The sequence below is a fragment of the Phaeobacter sp. JH204B genome (assembly GCF_048055755.1).
Lineage (GTDB): Bacteria > Pseudomonadota > Alphaproteobacteria > Rhodobacterales > Rhodobacteraceae > Phaeobacter > Phaeobacter bryozoorum.
In genome coordinates this window covers 224,140-241,741 of record NZ_JAYMXF010000007.1, presented here as the reverse complement: position 1 = coordinate 241,741, position 17,602 = coordinate 224,140, and the positions used below count along the sequence as shown (strand labels likewise).

Here is a 17,602-nt window from a genome sequence, read left to right as displayed (position 1 = left end):
CCGAACGGGCTGCGGCACCGGACCGGCAGGGGGATATGTCGATGGATCTGCGCGCTTTGGCGATGGGGCTGGCCTTTGCCTTCATGTGGTCGTCTGCCTTTACTTCGGCTCGGATCATCGTCGCCGATGCTTCGCCGCTATACTCGCTTGCCTTCCGCTTTCTTATTTCCGGCCTGATCGGTGTCGCTGTTGCCCGCTACATGGGCCAGAGCTGGCGTCTGACACGCGGCCAGCTGCGCGCCACCATCGTCTTTGGCATCTGCCAGAATGCGCTCTATCTGGGCCTCAACTTCGTCGCCATGGAAACCATCGAAGCCTCGCTGGCCGCGATCATCGCATCGACCATGCCGATGCTGGTCGCCATCGCGCTCTGGCTGGCCTATGGTGAGCGGCTGCCCCGGCTGGGTGTTGCCGGGCTGCTGGCCGGGGTGGTGGGGGTTGCCCTGATCATGGGAACCCGCATCAGCGCGGGTGTCGACCTCTTTGGCGTCACGCTCTGCGGGATCGGTGTTCTGGCCCTGACGCTGGCCACCCTGGCGCTGCGGGGGGCAACCTCGGGTGGCAACTTCATGATGGTGGTGGGGTTGCAGATGCTGGTCGGCTCTGCCGTGCTGTTCGCAGTTGCACCGATGGTGGAAACCTTCCGGCTCAACCCCAGCTGGCCGCTGGCGCTGGCCTTTCTCTACACCACCCTGGTGCCGGGGCTGACGGCGACCTTCATCTGGGTTCTGCTGCTGAACAGGATCGGTGCCGTGCGGGCCGCCACCTTCCATTTTCTCAACCCAGTCTTCGGTGTGGCTGTTGCCAGTCTGCTGCTGGGCGAAAAGTTGGGGCTGCTGGACCTGATCGGCGTCGGTATCGTCACCTTTGGCATTCTGGCGGTCCAGCTGGCGCGGCAATCGGCGCAGCAGCGCCCCTGAGGGTGACACGTGCCCTGCCTCTTTCGTCACACACAAACGCGAGCGGATGAAATACAGCTTTGCTTTTGCCCCGAAGGACACCATTTACAGCTGAACAGCCAAGATCGGAGGACATGATGCGCAGTTATTCCAAAGACCCGGACGCCATTGCGGCCCTCTCGGAAGAAGAATATTACGTCACCCAGCAATCCGGCACCGAACGCCCCGGCACCGGCAAGCTGCTGGGCAACAAGGAGCCGGGTATCTATGTGGATATCGTCTCCGGTGAGCCATTGTTTGCCTCGTCAGACAAATATGAGTCCGGCTGCGGCTGGCCCAGCTTTACCAAACCCATCGAAACCGCCCATGTTCAGGAGCTGGAAGACCGGAGCCTGGGGATGATCCGCACCGAAGTCCGCTCGACCCATGGAGACAGCCATCTGGGCCATGTGTTCCCGGACGGCCCGGCAGATCGCGGCGGTCTGCGCTATTGCATCAATTCGGCCTCCCTTCGGTTCGTCCATCTGGACGATATGCAGGCAGAAGGCTACGGCGACTATATCGATCAAGTGGAGGATATTAGATGAGCAGCACAACAGAACGCGCCGTCCTGGCCGGTGGGTGTTTCTGGGGCATGCAGGACCTGATCCGCAAGCGCCCCGGTATCATCAGCACCCGGGTTGGATATTCCGGCGGCGATGTGCCCAATGCGACCTATAAGAACCACGGCACCCATGCCGAGGCGATCGAGGTGATTTTTGACCCGAGCCAGACCAGCTATCGCACGCTGCTAGAGTTCTTCTTTCAGATCCATGATCCAACCACGGTCAATCAGCAGGGCAATGATCTGGGCATGAGCTACCGCTCTGCGATCTACTATGTTGACGACCGCCAGAAAGAAATTGCCGAAGACACCATTGCGGATGTCGATGCGTCAGGTCTCTGGCCCGGCAAGGTGATGACCGAGGTCGAACCCGTTGGCGATTTCTGGGAGGCCGAACCGGAGCATCAGGATTACCTGGAACGGCAGCCAAACGGCTACACCTGCCACTTTGCGCGCCCGGATTGGGTTCTGCCCCGCAGGAACGAGACCGCCGCCGAATAATCGGCTGACCATGCGATATCCGGCATTCCAGATAAAAGGCCCCGCCAATCGGCGGGGCCTTTTGCTGCCTTGCGCATGTTCTGCCGGTCAGCCGTGGGCAATGCGCGGACGACCGCTCGCCTCCACCGTCAGAAAGGCCTCGACAAAAACCTCCCGCGCCTCGACTTCGGCGATGCGGATATCCCTGTCCACCTGGATGGAAATATCCTGCGCGCCTGCGGCCTCTGCGGCGGCACGGGCTTCGGCCCGCAGCTCGGCTTCCAACCGCTCAAGAGCCTCCTGCGAACCGGTGAAATCCTCCGGGCCATTCTCCAGATGGACGCGAAACCGGCCTTCCTCAGGTGCGGTAACCGTGCCGCTGCGCCGCATGGTGATACGGCCCACCACCGCGCCAATGGCATTTGCCACGCCTGCGTGTTCCGGCAGGATCATACGGCAATGAAGCCGGGTCCCGACCGCCGGATAGTAGCTGGGCGCCGAGGCTCCAAGCCCGACGACATCGACATTGAGGCCAGCGCTGAGAGCGACCAGCCCCTGATGTCGGGATAGCCCGCGCTGCATCAGAACATGGCGGGCAAGCTGATCCGGCGAGGTTCCAAAGGCCGGAGCATCTTCGGCAATAGCAGTCTCTAACAAGGTGAGCGACGTCTGTTCCGTCATCTGATCTACGATCATCCGTGCCAATGTCACAGCATCCGGTGCCAGCCGGTCCCCCGACCCCACGCGGCGGCGGGCAAAAAGCGTCAGCGCCTTCTGCGCTGCATCGCCATCCCAGCTGCTAAGCCGTCCAAGGACATGGCTGGCATCGGACGGGGTGACCCCGGCGATCTGCACCAGGCCGCGATCCACCAGCCGCATCAGCGCGCCCTGCTCAATCCGGGTGTGCAGCACGGCGCCTAGCGGATGTGTCTGCGTCCCGATCCCGTCCAGAACCCGGGCCTCCCGGTCGCTCAACCCCACTGGTGTCTGTCCCGGAATCGCGCGAACAAACTGCCCGTCATATTCGCCGACAGTCACTGCGCGCAGCTGACTGTCGAGCGTTGCATGAACCACCTCAGGGGACATATTGGCGATCAGGGAAATCGGCAGCACGCGACGCGGGCCAAGGGTCACACCGCCACTCATACCGGCAGCGATCGGATGTACCTGACTGTCACCGCCCAGGCCGCTGGTGCGCATGGCCACGGCCTCAACCATGGTGCGATAGCCGCCAACCTCGGCGCCGGCCGGATCAATCTTGGGCTTGCCGTTCTCGATCAATGCGACATCGGTGGTGGTTCCGCCGATATCACTGACAAGCGCAGTCTCGACGCCGGTCAGCCAGCGGGCACCGACCAGCGATGCAGCCGGGCCGCTCAGGATGGTTTCAATTGGACGGGCACGGGCCTGCTGTGACGACATCAAGGCGCCATCACCCCGCACAACCATCATCTGAGCAGTCACGCCGAGCTCGCTCAGGCGGGATTCGGCGCGCCCGATCAACCGGTCGATCATTCCGATGAGCCGCGCGTTCAGCACAGCCGTCAACGCCCGCTTCGGCCCATTGAGCCGCGCCGACAGCTGGTGCGAACAGGTCACCGGAACGCCGGTTTCTTCTGCGATGATCCGGGCAACTTCCAACTCGTGCGCTGGATTGCGCGTCGCAAACTGGCCGGCAATGGCAAAACCGCTGACCGATACGGCCTCGCGCTGGAGAAACGCGCGCAGTGTCTCCCGGTCCAAGGGCGCCGCCTCGCTACCGGAATGGCTGTGCCCCCCCTCCAGCACCAGCGCCGGGTCGCCCTTCAACGCCTCGCGCAGGCCGTGACGATCCAGATCCGCCTCGCCGAACCCGATATAGATCAGCGCAACGCGGCCCCCCTGCCCTTCGACCAGCGCATTGGTCGCAAGCGTCGTGGACAAAGCTGCAAGCGCGATCTCTGACGGCGCTACCTGTGCCTGCGCAAGTACGGCAGCGACGGCTTCCCCAACTCCGATGGCCAGATCCTGCCGCGTCGTCAGCGCCTTGGCCTTTGCCAGCACATCGCGATCATCCCGGATCAATACCGCGTCGGTATAGGTTCCGCCCGTGTCCACCCCAAGCAAAAGCGCCATGCCCGTCCTCCGTTCGCCTTAATCTTGATCCTGGTCATCGGTTTAGCGAAGCTGCCGCGACGATCCATCCTGTTTGCGTCACCTCAGTCGCTGAACTGCCCAGCGGGCCGCATCCGCCACAGTCGGGTCAGGATCCGCGACCAGAGCCTCGGCCACGGGCCGCAGGGCCGACAGGCCGGAGTTACCGACGGCATAAAGCACATTGCGCACAAAGCGATCTCGCCCGATCCGCTTGATGGGGGATCCGGAAAACAAAGCCCGGAACCCGGCATCGTCCAGCCGAGCTAGCTCCGCCAGCTGCGGAGCCTCGAGCTCGGGTCGCGCCGCATAGCGCATATCGCTGGCGGCGACTGCAAATTTGTTCCAGGGGCAGGCCGCCAGGCAATCATCACAGCCGTAGATCCGGTTGCCCAGCTTGGCGCGCAGCTCCTCATCGACCGGACCCTTGTGCTCGATGGTGAGGTAAGAAATGCAACGCCGCGCATCCAGCTGATACGGGGCGGGGAACGCATCTGTTGGGCAGGCCACCAGACAGGACCGGCACGATCCGCAATGGTCGCGCTCTGCCGCGTCGGCAGGCAGGTCCAATGTTGTGAAAACAGAGCCTATGAAGGCCCAGTTGCCCCAGTCTCGGCTGACCAGATTGGTGTGTTTGCCCTGCCACCCAAGGCCCGCCGCCTGGCCCAGCGGCTTCTCCGGAACCGGCGCGGTGTCGACAAATACCTTGACCTCGGCAGGCTCATCCGCCCGCGCGGCTTCCGCGATCAGCCAGCGTGCCAGCCGTTTCAGGCGCTTCTTCACAAGATCATGATAATCCTTGTTGCGCGCATAGACGGAAATCGCGCCGCGCTCTGCCTGCCCCACAACGGCCATCGGATCCACCTCTGGCGTGTAGCTTTCAGCCAGCATGATCACAGAGCGCGCCTCAGGCCAGAGCTGGGCTGGATCGCCGCGCCAGTGGCTGCGTTCCTCCATCCAGCCCATCTGACCGTGATATCCCGCTTCAAGAAACGCCTGAAGCCGAGCGGGCACCTGCGGCACATCCCAGGGACGACAGATCCGACAGGCCACAAACCCCTCGGCAAGGGCCTGTTTCACCAACCTGTCCTTGATGCCGTGTGTCGCTATCATCTGGCTAGAAATATCCTCGGGGGTGAATTGAGTCCAAGGGACTCAAGAGGGGGCAGACAGCCCCCTTCTGCCCGTGTCTATCAGAAATCCAGATCGGCGTAATGGGCCGGTGGGCTGAAACCGGGGATCTGATCGGCAAGGATCGACCGGAACGCCGGGCGTGACTTGATCTTTGCGTACCAGTCCTTCACCACGGCGGACCGGTTCCAATCAACATCGGAGATATAGTCCAACGACGACAGATGCGCGGCGGCGGCGAAATCTGCGAGGGTCATTTGATCGCCAGCCAGCCAGCGGCGATGGTCCAGCAGCCAGGCCAGATAGTCGAGGTGATATTTGATCGCCCGCGCACCCGCCTTGACGTTGCCACTGTCGGGGTAGCCCTGCCCGGTCACCTTCTTGTTCACCCGCTCATAGAGCAGCTTTGAGGTGACCTCATGGTGAAATTTATCATCGAACCAGCTGACCAGACGGCGCACCTCGTAGCGACCATCGGGATCGCTGGGCATCAACGAAGGTTCCGGGCGGGTTTCCTCAAGGTATTCGCAGATCGCGGCACTTTCGGCCATCAGCTTGCCATCCAGGCGGATCACCGGAACCTTCGCCGCCGGATTGCGGCGCAGGAAATCGGCCTCCTGCTCCCAGTAGCGTTCCTCGACCAGCTCGACCTCGATCCGCTTTTCGGCCAGGGACAGGCGCACTTTACGGCAGAAGGGGGAGAGGGGCACATGATAGAGGCGGGCCATGGGACAGCGGATCTCCTGTTGCGGGTGGCTGGGATCAGACAGCAATGCCCAAAAGCGCCAGAAGTTTCAATCCTCGAAACAGGCCGCCCTGCCATCTGCGCGAATGGTGGCCGCCCCATCCATGATCTGCGCCGCCCGCTTGCGCATGAACGCGGTGGGTTTTGCTGCCGAACGCTCTTTGGGGTTGGGCAAAACGGTGGCCAGAAGGGCAGCCTGCCTGCGGCTCAGCTCATCCGGACCGACACCGAAATAATACCGCGCGGCCGCCTCGGCGCCAAACACACCTTCGCCCATTTCAGCGACATTCAGGTAGACTTCCAGAATGCGCCGTTTGCTCCAGACCGCCTCAACCATCGGCGTCATCAGTGTTTCCAGCGCCTTGCGGAACCAGCTGCGCCCCTGCCACAGAAAGACATTCTTCACCACCTGCTGAGAGATGGTCGACCCTCCACGCTGGCCGCCTTCGGCGATTGCCGCACGGATGGCCTCCGCATCAAGGCCCCAATGCTGGCAGAACCGGGCATCTTCGGCGGCGACAACCGAACGCCCCAAGGCCGGAGCGATATGTTCGATGGGAACCCATTCGCGGTCAATATCACCAAGACGGCGATATTCAGACCAGATGGTATGGGTGATCGGCGGGTTGATCACGGAAAACAGCAGGATCGGCAGCAGGGTCAGCGCAACAAAGACCAGCGCAGCCCGTCCCAGCCAGCGACGCAGGAGACGACGCGGTGACAGCTTTGCGCGGGGTGTACCCTTGGCTGCTGCCTTGCTGCGGGCTTTGCCCTTGGGGGGAACCTTGGATGCCCCGGTTGATTTTCCTGCCTTCGCCATAGGGTCTCTATACGGCACAGAACGGGCCTGCTCCAACCGCGAAATCCCTTGGCCCGCAAGAGATTGCCCAGCGCAGGCGCCCGGAGGTGAAAAGGCCCCGACCGCAGCAGCGACCGGAGCCCATCCAAGGCACATGCAGAGGAAGTGGCGGGGCCTATTCCGCCGGAACGGCTGCTGCCTCGATCGCCAAAGGCTGGGGCAGTTTGTTCAGCATTTCCTTCGGGCAGATTTGCAGGAAATTGCCCTTCTCATTTTCCCAATGCTGCAGGATCTCAGCGGCCTTGCGGCTGCCGGTTTCCTCCAGATGGCGCTCGATCAGACCTTTCAGCTGATCTTCCCAATGGGCCACGGTCACCGGACAGGTCACCAGTGACTCCATGTTCATCAGGGTTTCTGCCTTGCCTTCGGGATCGTAGATGTAGGCCATACCACCGGTCATACCCGCGCCGAAGTTGGCGCCGATCTTGCCCAGGATCACCGCGATCCCGCCGGTCATGTATTCACAGCCACAGGCACCGCAGCCCTCGACAACCACGCTCGCCCCTGAGTTACGAACCGCGAACCGCTCGCCGGCACGCCCGGCTGCGAAGAGATAGCCAGCCGTCGCACCATAGAGAACGGTATTGCCGACGATGGTGTTTTCGCTGGCGTTCAGCGGCGATGCCATCGGCGGGCGCACCACGATGGTTCCGCCGGAGAGACCCTTGCCCACATAGTCATTGGCATCCCCGGAGACCTCAAGCTTCAGACCGGGGGCCGCAAAGGCACCGAGCGACTGCCCGGCGGAGCCTTGCAGCTTCACCGTCAGGTGGTCTGACTGCAGCGTGTTGCGCATACCGAAGTTGCGGACGATATGGCTGGAGGTGCGGGTGCCCACGGTCCGGTGGGTGTTCTGCACCGCATAGGACAGCTGCATCTTCTCGCCATCCTGCAGGAAGCGGGCGGCATCGCGTACGATCTCCGCATCCAGCGTATCCGGCACCGGGTTGCGCTCCTTATCGCGGTTGTAGACGATATTGGCAGAGCCATCGACCGTGATCAGAAGCGGGTTCAGGTCGAGGTCGTCCAGATGGGCAGAGCCACGCGACACCTGCGCCAGAAGATCGGCACGGCCAATGACATCCTCCAGCGACCGCGCGCCAATGGAAGCCAGAATTTCCCGTACTTCCTGCGCATAGAAGGTGATGAGGTTTACCACCTTGTCGGCATTGCCGGTGAACTTGCCGCGCAGGGCCTCATCCTGAGTACACACGCCCACCGGGCAGGTGTTGGACTGGCACTGGCGCACCATGATGCAGCCCATGGCGATCAGCGCAGCGGTGCCGATACCATATTCCTCGGCGCCCAGCATGGCCGCCATGACGATGTCGCGGCCGGTGCGCAGACCGCCATCGGTGCGCAGCGTCACCCGGTCACGCAGGTTGTTCATGCTCAGCACCTGATGCGCCTCGGTCAGGCCCATCTCCCACGGGAGACCAGCATATTTGATCGAGGTCGCAGGCGAGGCCCCGGTGCCACCGTTATGGCCGGAGATCAGGATGATGTCTGCCTTTGCCTTGGCCACGCCGGCCGCGATGGTGCCAACGCCCGAGGACGCCACCAGTTTCACCGTCACCTTGCAGCGCGGGTTGATCTGCTTCAGGTCGTAGATCAGCTGCGCCAGATCCTCGATCGAGTAGATATCGTGGTGCGGCGGCGGCGAAATCAGGGTCACGCCTTTGGTCGAGTGGCGCAGGCGGGCAATCAGGTCGGTGACCTTCATCCCCGGCAGCTGGCCGCCCTCGCCGGGCTTGGCGCCCTGGGCCACCTTGATTTCCAGCTCTTCGCACTGGTTCAGATATTCAGCGGTCACACCAAAGCGGCCCGACGCCACCTGCTTGATCTTCGCAGACGGGTTATCACCGTTCGGCTCCGGCACGAAATGTGCGGGATCTTCGCCGCCCTCGCCGGAGTCGGACTTGGCACCGATGCGGTTCATTGCGACGTTCAGAGTCTTATGCGCCTCAGGCGACAGCGCGCCCAAGCTCATCCCCGGCGTGACAAAGCGCTTGCGGATCGAGGTGATGCTCTCGACCTCTTCAATCGGCACCGGCTTGCCCAGAGGCTTGATGTCCAGCAGATCGCGCAGGTGAATCGGCGGGTTCGACTGCATCTTTGCCGAATATTGCTTCCACAGCTCAAACGAGGCCCGGTTGCAGGCCATCTGCATCATATGCATCGAGGTCGCTTCCCAGGCGTGGGTTTCGCCGGATTTGCGCGCCTTGTAGAAGCCACCGATGGGCAGGACATCCTGACCGCCCGACCATGCCTTGGCGTGGATTTCTTCCAGCTTGGTCTGAATGCCGGTGACACCGATGCCAGAAATCCGGGAAACCATGCCGGGGAAATATTCCGCACACATCGCACGGCTGAGGCCCACCGCCTCGAAGTTGAGACCACCACGATAGGAGGAGATCACCGAGATCCCCATTTTCGCCATGATCTTCAAAAGACCCTGGTCGATGGCTTCACGGTAACGGGCGACATTCTCGGTCAGACTGCCATCCAGCAGGCCCCGCTCAATACGGTCAGCCAGCGAATCCTCGGCCAGATAGGCGTTTACAACAGTGGCACCACAGCCGATCAGCACCGCAAAGTAATGCGGGTCGATACATTCGGCAGAGCGCACATTCAGCGAACAGAAGGTCCGCAGGCCCTTGCGGGTCAGATGCGAATGCACGGCGGAGGTCGCCAGGATCATCGGCATCGCCACGCGGCCCTCGCCCGAATGCTGATCGGTCAGGACAATGTGACCGGCCCCGGAGCTGACAGCCTCCTCCGCTTCGGCGCGGACACGGGCCAGCGCCGCATTGAGAGACCCCTGGCCGGGGGCAAAGCTACAGTCGATTTCAGCCAGCGGCGCGTTCAGGTTCTTGACCAGCTCATCCCATTGGGAATTGCCGATAAAGGGGCTTTCCAGCACGATGATCTCGGTCTGGGAGCTGTCTTCATCAAGCACGTTCTTGAGGTTACCAAACCGGGTCTTCAACGACATCACACGGTATTCGCGCAGGCTGTCGATCGGCGGGTTGGTCACCTGAGAGAAGTTCTGGCGGAAGAAATGGCTCAGCGGGCGGTACATTTTCGACAGCACTGCCGACGGCGTATCATCCCCCATTGAGGCCAGAGTTTCCTTGCCGTCCTCGGCCATCGGCGCAAGAATCTGTTCCAGTTCCTCAATGGTATAGCCAGCGGCAATCTGGCGGCGGCGCAGTGCGTCCCCGCTGAACAACGGCTTTTCGGTAACGGTGGCCAGGGTGCTGTCCAGATCGTTGATCTTCTTCACCCAATCGCCAAACGGCAGCGCGGAGGCCAGTTTGTTCTTGATCGCGGTGTCGTGGAACAGCTTGCCCTTCTTCATATCGACAGCCAGCATCTGACCCGGACCAAGCGCACCCTTTTCAACCACGGTGGCCTCGTCAATCGGAACCATGCCCGCCTCGGAGCCTGCGATCACCAGACCATCGCCGGTGACCACGTAGCGCATCGGGCGCAGGCCGTTGCGGTCCAGACCGGCGCAAACCCAGCGGCCATCGGTCATCGCCAGCGCGGCCGGGCCATCCCAAGGCTCCATCACGGAGTTGCAATAGGAATACATATCCCGCCAGGCCTGCGGCAGTTCCACCGCCTGCTTGGACCAGCTTTCGGGAACCAGCATGGTCTTTGCCATCGGCGCCGAACGACCGGCGCGGACCAGAACTTCAAACACCGAGTCCAGTGCCGCGGAGTCGGAGGACCCGCTGGCGACGATGGGTTTGATATCCTCGGCATAGTCACCAAAGGTCGAAGAGGCCATACGGATCTCGTGGCTCTTCATCCAGTTCATGTTGCCTTTCAGCGTGTTGATCTCGCCGTTATGGGCGAGCATGCGGAAGGGCTGGGCCAGCCACCACTGCGGGAACGTGTTGGTGGAATAGCGCTGATGATAGATTGCAAAGGCGCTTTCAAACCGTTCGTCCATCAGGTCGGGGTAGAACACGGCAACCTGCTCGGCCAGCATCATGCCCTTGTAGATGATCGAGCGGCAGGACAGCGACGCGATATAGAGCTGGCCGACCTGCGCAGCGGCAGCGGCTTTTTCGATGCGGCGGCGAATAACATAGAGCTCGCGCTCGAATGTTTCCTCGTCCACACCCTTTGAGTTGGAGATCAGGATCTGCTCAATCTCAGGGCGGGTGGCGTTGGCCTTCTCGCCGAGGCAGGTGACATCCACCGGCACATGGCGCCAGCCGTAGATGTAGTAGCCCATCCGCAGAACTTCGCTTTCCACGATGGTCCGGCAGCGTTCCTGAGCGCCAAAGTCCGTGCGTGGCAGGAAGACCTGGCCTACCGCCATCAGTTGATCTTCGCGCGGCTCGTGGCCGGTGCGGCGCACCTGATCATAGAAGAACGGTGCCGGGATCTGAACGTGGATACCGGCGCCATCGCCGGTCATGCCGTCCGCATCAACTGCACCTCGGTGCCAGATCGCTTTCAGCGCGTTGATGCCGGCCTCAACCACCTTGCGGCTGCGCTTGCCGTTGACCGAGACAACAAGGCCAACACCGCAGGAGGAATGCTCTTCCTCCTCGGCATAAAGACCGTTCTCGGCCATCCATTGACGCTTTGCCTCTTCGGCGCGAACCCATTCTGCATCATATTTTGTCATGTCATGCTCCCGTTCCGGTGGGCGGCCCCCTAAGGGCGGCACCTGCCCGGTAGAAATCTGTTTACTCGGCGGCCAGGCTGCTGGCGGCGGTGTTGAAACGGTCGAGGATCGCCTCAGCGCAATCGCGCCCGTCCTTGATGGCCCAGACCACCAGCGACGCGCCGCGCACGATGTCACCAACGGCATAGACGCCATCGAGATCGGTCGCGCCGGTCTGGAATGCAGCCTTTACGGTGCCCCAGCGGGTGACCGGCAGTTCCGGCTGATCCCAGAGCGTCGGCAGATCTTCCGGCTCAAAGCCAAGCGCCTTGATCACCAGCTCGGCAGGCTCGATGTAATCGGCGCCCTCGATGACCTCGGGAGCCTGGCGGCCCGAGGCGTCAGGCTGACCGAGACGCATCTTCTGTACCATCACGCCAGCAACCTTGCCGCCCTCATCGGTGAAACCCTTGGGCGCGGACAGCCATTCAAAGACCACGCCTTCTTCCTCGGCGTTCTGGGTTTCGCGCTGCGAACCGGGCATATTGGCACGGTCACGGCGGTAGAGACATTTGACCGACGTTGCACCCTGACGGATCGAGGTCCGCACGCAGTCCATAGCCGTATCGCCCCCGCCGATGACAACGACACGCTTGCCTTTGGCGTTCAGGGTGCCGTTGTCGAATTCCTCGATGCTGTCGCCGAAATTCGACGCTTTGTTGGACACGGTCAGGAAGTCGATCGCCTTTACGATGCCACCAGAACCTGACCCCGGCATTTCCAGATCACGGGATTTGTAAACGCCGGTGGCGATAATCACCGCATCATGTTTGGCGCGGATATCGTCAAAGGAGATGTCCTGACCCACGTTGCAATTCATCACGAATTCAACACCGCCATCCGCAAGCAGTTGGTTGCGGCGCATCACGACGTCCTTTTCCAGCTTGAAACCCGGGATACCATAGGTCAGCAGGCCACCGGCACGATCATAGCGGTCGTAGATGGTGACCTTCACGCCTGCGCGACGCAGCATGTCGGCTGCGGCGAGGCCGCCCGGACCCGCCCCGATGATCCCCACGGATTCGCCACGTTCCTGCGCCGGGGCGATGGGCTGCACCCAACCTTTGTCCCAGGCGGTATCGGTAATGTATTTCTCGACGGCACCGATGGTGACAGTACCGTGGCCGGACTGCTCAATGACGCAATTGCCTTCGCAGAGGCGATCCTGCGGACAGATACGACCACAGATTTCGGGGAAGGTATTGGTCGCCTGGCTGATCTCATAGGCCTCGTGCAAGCGGCCCGTGGCAGTCAGGCGGAGCCAATCGGGAATGTTGTTGTGCAGGGGGCAATGCGACTGGCAATAAGGTACACCGCATTGACTGCAACGGCTGGCCTGTTCCTCGGCCTTGGCGGCCGCGAATTCTGCGTAGATTTCGTCGAAATCTTCCCGGCGATCTTCTGCGGCCCGTTTGCTGGGCATGTCGCGGTCGATCTGCACGAATTTGAGCATCGGTTGCTTGGCCACGGGGCGGACTCCATGTTGGGCTGGCTGCGATAAATGATCCATCGGAGCGGAGCGAATTAAAAGTCAACTTTGCTGACCTAATATGTCAGCAGTTATGTCCTGATACCTTCTCCAGCAGAAATGTACAGACATTTTAGGTCCGATACGGACCATTAACGCAATCCCGCCAATGAAATCAACGGATTTACACCCAGACCGTTCTTTGCCATCCCTGCGGAACCCCAATCGGACCTATATCATGCCGCTTTTTCAGCTGATCCTTATCGCCCTGATTCAGGGCATCACGGAATTCCTGCCCGTCTCTTCATCCGGGCACCTGATCCTTTTGCCGGGACTGACCGGGCTCGACGATCAGGGGCAGGTTATCGACGTCGCCGTTCACGTCGGAACACTGGTCGCCGTGGTCCTGTTCTTCTGGAAAGAGGTGCGGGTGGGGCTGATCGGTCTGCCGCGCGCCCTCATAGGACGCCTCGATACACCCGGGGCACGGCTGGCGATGGGGCTGATCATCGCGACCATCCCTACAATCCTGTTTGGCGCCTTTCTGCATTTCAGCGGATGGAGTGACGCACTCAGGTCGATGAAAGTCATCGGCTGGACGATGCTTGGTTTTGGCTTGGTACTCTATGTGGCAGATCGGTTTGGCCCAACCGACAAGGAAAGCGCGAACTGGGGGCCACGAGATGCGCTGATCATGGGGCTGTGGCAAATGCTGGCGCTAATCCCCGGCACTTCCCGTTCGGGCATCACTATTACGGGCGCCCGCCAGCTGGGCTACGCCCGGATCGATGCAGCACGGCTGTCAATGCTGATGTCGATCCCAACAATCGTGGCCTCTGGTGTTTTGCTGGGTGCCGAAGTCGCCGTCGAGGCAAATCCGGCCCTCATTCGCGATGCAGCTATCGCTGCGGCGCTCTCAATGCTGGCCGCCCTTGCTGCCCTGTCGCTGATGATGCGCATGCTGCGCTCGGTCAGCTTCACACCCTATGTGATCTATCGCGTCGTTCTGGGCGCGATTCTCCTGATGATCGCCTATCAGGCCTGATCGACCGGATCCGGCCATCAGAACCAAAAAAGCGCGGGTCAAACCCGCGCCTTTCAAATCTTAGCCAACCTTGACCTCTAAGCGAATTCAGAGGTCGTTGCGCAGGTTGCGGGCTGAATCCATCAACTCACTGTACTGACCAGCCGGGCGGAACTTCCACAGGTAGTCCGGCAGCACAGACGCCAATGAAACCGGGTGGATGCCCAGCGCCTCGAACCCGTTTGCGCCCTCGGCAACCACATTGTCGTTCTCGAGGTTCTTCAGCTGGTCACGGGTCAGCATCTTGTTCTCGAACAGCTGAAAGCTGACGAACTGCAGAATATCAAAGCCAAGCGCGACCAGCTTCGCAATCGGGCCCGGCAGCGACAGCACAAGGCGCCGACGGTCAATCACATCGAGCATCTGCTGCATCAGTGCGCCGAAGCTCTTCACCTCGGGGCCGCCAAGCTCATACACGCCAGGCTTTGCCTTCCCGACAACCGCGGCGACGGCAGCCTTGGCAACATCGTCGACGTACACCGGCTGGAATTCTGTGTCGGCATGGGCAATCGGCAGCACCGGCGACAGGCGTGCCATCGCGGCAAAACGGTTGAAGAACTGATCCTCAGCCCCGAAGATGATCGACGGCCGCAAAATCACGGCCTCGGGCATATGCTCCAGAACAGCCCGCTCCCCGGCCGCCTTGGACTGGGCATAATCGCTGTCGCTGTCTTCATCGGCACCGATGGCCGAGACATGCACCATGGCTCCGACGCCCTGTGCAGCAGCGATTCGCGCAATTCGACCAGCGCCATCGGTCTGAACCGCATCAAAGGTGTTCTTGCCCAGTTCGTTCAGGATGCCAACGCAGTTCACCACTGCATCTGCCCCCTGCATCACCGCCGCAACAGACGCATCGTCGCGAATATTGCACAACACAGGCTCTACCTGCCCCGGGACACCGTAGGGTTTGACATACATGGCTTCGTTCGGCCGACGCACGGCCACCCGCACACGCCAACCTTCCTTGGCCATGCGGCGCGCAATGTAACGGCCGACAAAACCGGACCCGCCATAGATCGTGACCAGTTTGGACATCTTTTGGCTCCTACCTTAGCTGCTGCTTCGATTTACCGCCCCGCGCCCTTTGGAACAAGGCGCAAATCGACCAAAGTCGAGGCAATAGGTGCAACGCTGCAAGATATGGCTGCTTAACGCCCGATTTGATCTTCCTTGCTATGATGCTTTGGCGACGCCAGCGGATCGTATCGGTGATTTCAAATCAGATCGGAGAGCGCAGATCATGACGACTCAGCAGCTCTGCACAGGTAGCTGTATTCTGTGAATACCATCGTCAGAACAGAACATATCGCAGCGGTGAATTTTCCGTTTGACGGCCCCGTCGCTTCTGCTTATACGCCCCTCACGACACCTGCCCAGGTGGCGGAATTGGTAGACGCGCTAGCTTCAGGTGCTAGTGTCCGTATGGACGTGGAGGTTCGAGTCCTCTCCTGGGCACCATATCCCCGACAGTGAATAAAACAAGGCCCCCATAGGGAGCCACACTCCAGGCGCGATATGTCGATTGTCGGCTGCCGACCGGTTTCATACACCACGCGCCAGACCCGAAAAACCGCCAGCCATAAGCAGGTGAATTTTCCGTTTGACGACCCCGCCGCTTCTGCTTATACGCCCCTCACGACACCTGCCCAGGTGGCGGAATTGGTAGACGCGCTAGCTTCAGGTGCTAGTGTCCGTATGGACGTGGAGGTTCGAGTCCTCTCCTGGGCACCATATCCCCTATTTTTCTCGATACTTGATCACGCCTTTGGCGTGTTATTGCGCCTGCGCGATGACGTACCGTCAGAGTAGACAGCCCCCGTAAAAACAGCGCTCATCCTCTGGCAGCTGGGGAGAGCTGTTCGTGCTGGACATGGGGGAGAGCGTGATGGAGGCGGATTATGTGATCGTCGGCGGAGGCTCTGCGGGATCGACGCTGGCTGCCCGACTAAGCGAAGATCCAACCGTCACGGTCTGCCTGCTGGAAGCCGGCGGGCGCGGTGACGGGCTTTTGGTTCGCGCTCCTGCCGCTGTGGTCGCGATGCTACCGGGACGCCCCAAAATCAACAATTGGGCCTATGAAACCGTGCCGCAACCGGGGTTGAACGGGCGACGCGGATATCAGCCGCGCGGTAAAGGCCTGGGCGGCTCCAGTGCGATCAATGCTATGCTTTATATTCGCGGCCACGCCAGCGATTACGATGAGTGGGCCGCATTGGGATGTCCCGGTTGGGATTGGAACTCGGTGCTGCCCTATTTCCGAAAAGCCGAAAACAACGAACGCGGCGGCGATGATCTGCATGGTGCAGCCGGCCCCTTGCAGGTCAGCAACCAGAAATCTCCCCGCCCGATCACCGATGCCTTTATCAAGGCCGGCCAATCCCTGCAGATCCGACACTGCGAGGATTTCAACACAGGCGACAACGAGGGCATCGGCCTTTATCAGGTGACGCAATTCCACAGAGCTGACCGCAACGGGGAGCGCTGCTCGGCGGCGGCGGCCTATCTACACCCTGTGATGGACCGCGCGAATCTGAAGGTGATCACGCGGGCGCAGGCATCCCGGATCATATTCGACGGCAAACGTGCGGTCGGCGTCAGCTACCGGCTGCGCGGCACTGAGCATAGCGTCCGCGCCCGCCGCGAGGTGATGCTCTGCGGTGGAGCGTTCAACTCGCCGCAGCTGCTGCAACTCTCCGGCGTTGGTCGACCCGATGATATCCGCCCGCACGGGATCGACATGGTCCATGAACTGCCCGGGGTGGGGCAAAATCTGCAGGATCATCTGGACTTTACACTGGCTTATAAATCCAAGGATCGCGACAATTTCGGCATTTCCCTGCCCGGCAGTATCTCACTGTTGCGCCACATATGGAACTGGCGGAAAACCGGGCGTGGTATGATTGCGACTCCCTTTGCGGAAGGGGCCGCGTTCCTGAAAACGGACCCATCCGAAGAGCGTGCCGATGTGCAGCTGCATTTTGTGATTTCCATCGTGGATGATCACGCCCGGAAGCTGCACATGGGGCATGGGTTCAGCTGCCATATCTGCGTGCTGAGGCCAAAATCGCGCGGCACGGTCGGCCTGACCAGTGCCGATCCCACATCACCGCCACGGATTGATCCGCAATTTCTCGCTGATCCCGATGATATGGCCGTGCTTATCAGGGGGGTGCGCAAAACCCGGCAAATCATGGCGGCAGAACCGCTGGCGGGCTATATTCACAAGGAGCTGTTTATCGACGGCGAGGTCGATGACGCCGCATTGGAACAGCATATACGCGCGCGGGCAGATACGATTTATCATCCGGTTGGCACCTGCAAAATGGGAACCGACCCGCTTGCGGTGGTGGATCCCGCGCTCCGGGTCCATGGTTTGGAGGGGCTGCGGGTGGTTGATGCGTCGATCATGCCGCGCCTGATTGGCGGCAACACCAATGCGCCAACCATCATGATCGCGGAGAAAGCGGCAGATATTATACGCGGTGCCCTGGCCCGCGCCTGACATTTCA

At 61.2% G+C, this 17,602-nt stretch carries 12 protein-coding genes and 2 tRNA genes; 7 read left to right on the top strand and 7 right to left on the bottom strand.

Annotated elements, in window-relative coordinates:
* Nucleotides 1–41 precede the first annotated feature (41 nt).
* The 3 genes from VXL81_RS03390 to msrA all read left to right on the top strand — a co-directional run bounded on the left by VXL81_RS03390 (nucleotide 42) and on the right by msrA (nucleotide 2,004).
* Nucleotides 42–920, top strand: a complete 879-nt coding sequence (locus VXL81_RS03390; RefSeq protein ID WP_416534399.1) for a DMT family transporter — start codon at nucleotides 42–44, stop codon at nucleotides 918–920.
* 116 nt (nucleotides 921–1,036) lie between these two features.
* Complete coding sequence (gene msrB / locus VXL81_RS03385) at nucleotides 1,037–1,486, top strand: peptide-methionine (R)-S-oxide reductase MsrB (protein ID WP_340547249.1); 450 nt, start codon at nucleotides 1,037–1,039, stop codon at nucleotides 1,484–1,486.
* On the top strand, nucleotides 1,483–2,004 hold the full coding sequence (gene msrA, locus VXL81_RS03380; protein WP_416534398.1) for a peptide-methionine (S)-S-oxide reductase MsrA: 522 nt from the start codon (nucleotides 1,483–1,485) through the stop codon (nucleotides 2,002–2,004). Before msrB ends, msrA begins: the two co-directional genes overlap by 4 nt.
* A gap of 87 nt (nucleotides 2,005–2,091) precedes the next feature.
* On the opposite strand, the gene VXL81_RS03375 is transcribed toward msrA, so the two are convergent.
* The 6 genes from VXL81_RS03375 to VXL81_RS03350 form a co-directional block, all read right to left on the bottom strand.
* Nucleotides 2,092–4,098, bottom strand: coding sequence for a hydantoinase/oxoprolinase N-terminal domain-containing protein (locus VXL81_RS03375; protein WP_416552920.1), 2,007 nt, complete (start codon nucleotides 4,096–4,098; stop codon nucleotides 2,092–2,094).
* Between the two features lie 78 nt (nucleotides 4,099–4,176).
* Complete coding sequence (queG, locus tag VXL81_RS03370) at nucleotides 4,177–5,229, bottom strand: tRNA epoxyqueuosine(34) reductase QueG (protein ID WP_416552918.1); 1,053 nt, start codon at nucleotides 5,227–5,229, stop codon at nucleotides 4,177–4,179.
* 80 nt (nucleotides 5,230–5,309) lie between these two features.
* On the bottom strand, nucleotides 5,310–5,975 hold the full coding sequence (locus VXL81_RS03365; protein WP_340547030.1) for a glutathione S-transferase family protein: 666 nt from the start codon (nucleotides 5,973–5,975) through the stop codon (nucleotides 5,310–5,312).
* Between the two features lie 66 nt (nucleotides 5,976–6,041).
* Nucleotides 6,042–6,812 (bottom strand): monofunctional biosynthetic peptidoglycan transglycosylase, encoded by a 771-nt coding sequence (gene mtgA, locus VXL81_RS03360; RefSeq protein ID WP_416552916.1) that lies wholly within the window; start codon nucleotides 6,810–6,812, stop codon nucleotides 6,042–6,044.
* A 154-nt stretch (nucleotides 6,813–6,966) separates the two neighbouring features.
* Nucleotides 6,967–11,499: a glutamate synthase large subunit gene (gltB, locus tag VXL81_RS03355; RefSeq protein WP_416541437.1), complete on the bottom strand. Its 4,533-nt coding sequence runs from the start codon at nucleotides 11,497–11,499 to the stop codon at nucleotides 6,967–6,969.
* 61 nt (nucleotides 11,500–11,560) lie between these two features.
* Nucleotides 11,561–13,006: an NAD(P)-dependent oxidoreductase gene (locus VXL81_RS03350; protein WP_340547033.1), complete on the bottom strand. Its 1,446-nt coding sequence runs from the start codon at nucleotides 13,004–13,006 to the stop codon at nucleotides 11,561–11,563.
* Nucleotides 13,007–13,244: 238 nt separating this feature from the next.
* On the opposite strand from VXL81_RS03350, the gene VXL81_RS03345 reads away from it, so the two are divergent.
* On the top strand, nucleotides 13,245–14,051 hold the full coding sequence (locus tag VXL81_RS03345) for an undecaprenyl-diphosphate phosphatase (RefSeq protein ID WP_416544152.1): 807 nt from the start codon (nucleotides 13,245–13,247) through the stop codon (nucleotides 14,049–14,051).
* An 87-nt stretch (nucleotides 14,052–14,138) separates the two neighbouring features.
* Here VXL81_RS03345 and VXL81_RS03340 read toward each other — a convergent pair whose 3' ends face one another.
* Nucleotides 14,139–15,128 (bottom strand): complex I NDUFA9 subunit family protein, encoded by a 990-nt coding sequence (locus tag VXL81_RS03340; RefSeq protein WP_416544151.1) that lies wholly within the window; start codon nucleotides 15,126–15,128, stop codon nucleotides 14,139–14,141.
* Between the two features lie 336 nt (nucleotides 15,129–15,464).
* Here VXL81_RS03340 and VXL81_RS03335 point away from each other — a divergent pair.
* The 3 genes from VXL81_RS03335 (at nucleotide 15,465) to VXL81_RS03325 (ending at nucleotide 17,595) form a co-directional block, all read left to right on the top strand.
* A tRNA-Leu gene (locus VXL81_RS03335) sits at nucleotides 15,465–15,551 on the top strand.
* A 186-nt stretch (nucleotides 15,552–15,737) separates the two neighbouring features.
* Nucleotides 15,738–15,824: transfer RNA gene (locus VXL81_RS03330), tRNA-Leu, on the top strand.
* Nucleotides 15,825–15,978: 154 nt separating this feature from the next.
* Nucleotides 15,979–17,595, top strand: a complete 1,617-nt coding sequence (locus tag VXL81_RS03325; protein ID WP_416552946.1) for a GMC family oxidoreductase — start codon at nucleotides 15,979–15,981, stop codon at nucleotides 17,593–17,595.
* The last annotated feature ends 7 nt before the right edge of the window (nucleotides 17,596–17,602 follow it).

What these genes read in the sequence shown, in the direction of transcription:
- VXL81_RS03390 (WP_416534399.1), top strand. Translation starts at nt 42, where the DNA reads ATGGATCTGCGCGCTTTGGCGATGGGGCTGGCCTTTGCCTTCATGTGG.
- msrB (WP_340547249.1), top strand. Translation starts at nt 1,037, where the DNA reads ATGCGCAGTTATTCCAAAGACCCGGACGCCATTGCGGCCCTCTCGGAA.
- msrA (WP_416534398.1), top strand. Translation starts at nt 1,483, where the DNA reads ATGAGCAGCACAACAGAACGCGCCGTCCTGGCCGGTGGGTGTTTCTGG.
- VXL81_RS03375 (WP_416552920.1), bottom strand. Translation starts at nt 4,098, where the DNA reads ATGGCGCTTTTGCTTGGGGTGGACACGGGCGGAACCTATACCGACGCG.
- queG (WP_416552918.1), bottom strand. Translation starts at nt 5,229, where the DNA reads ATGATAGCGACACACGGCATCAAGGACAGGTTGGTGAAACAGGCCCTT.
- VXL81_RS03365 (WP_340547030.1), bottom strand. Translation starts at nt 5,975, where the DNA reads ATGGCCCGCCTCTATCATGTGCCCCTCTCCCCCTTCTGCCGTAAAGTG.
- mtgA (WP_416552916.1), bottom strand. Translation starts at nt 6,812, where the DNA reads ATGGCGAAGGCAGGAAAATCAACCGGGGCATCCAAGGTTCCCCCCAAG.
- gltB (WP_416541437.1), bottom strand. Translation starts at nt 11,499, where the DNA reads ATGACAAAATATGATGCAGAATGGGTTCGCGCCGAAGAGGCAAAGCGT.
- VXL81_RS03345 (WP_416544152.1), top strand. Translation starts at nt 13,245, where the DNA reads ATGCCGCTTTTTCAGCTGATCCTTATCGCCCTGATTCAGGGCATCACG.
- VXL81_RS03340 (WP_416544151.1), bottom strand. Translation starts at nt 15,128, where the DNA reads ATGTCCAAACTGGTCACGATCTATGGCGGGTCCGGTTTTGTCGGCCGT.
- VXL81_RS03325 (WP_416552946.1), top strand. Translation starts at nt 15,979, where the DNA reads ATGGAGGCGGATTATGTGATCGTCGGCGGAGGCTCTGCGGGATCGACG.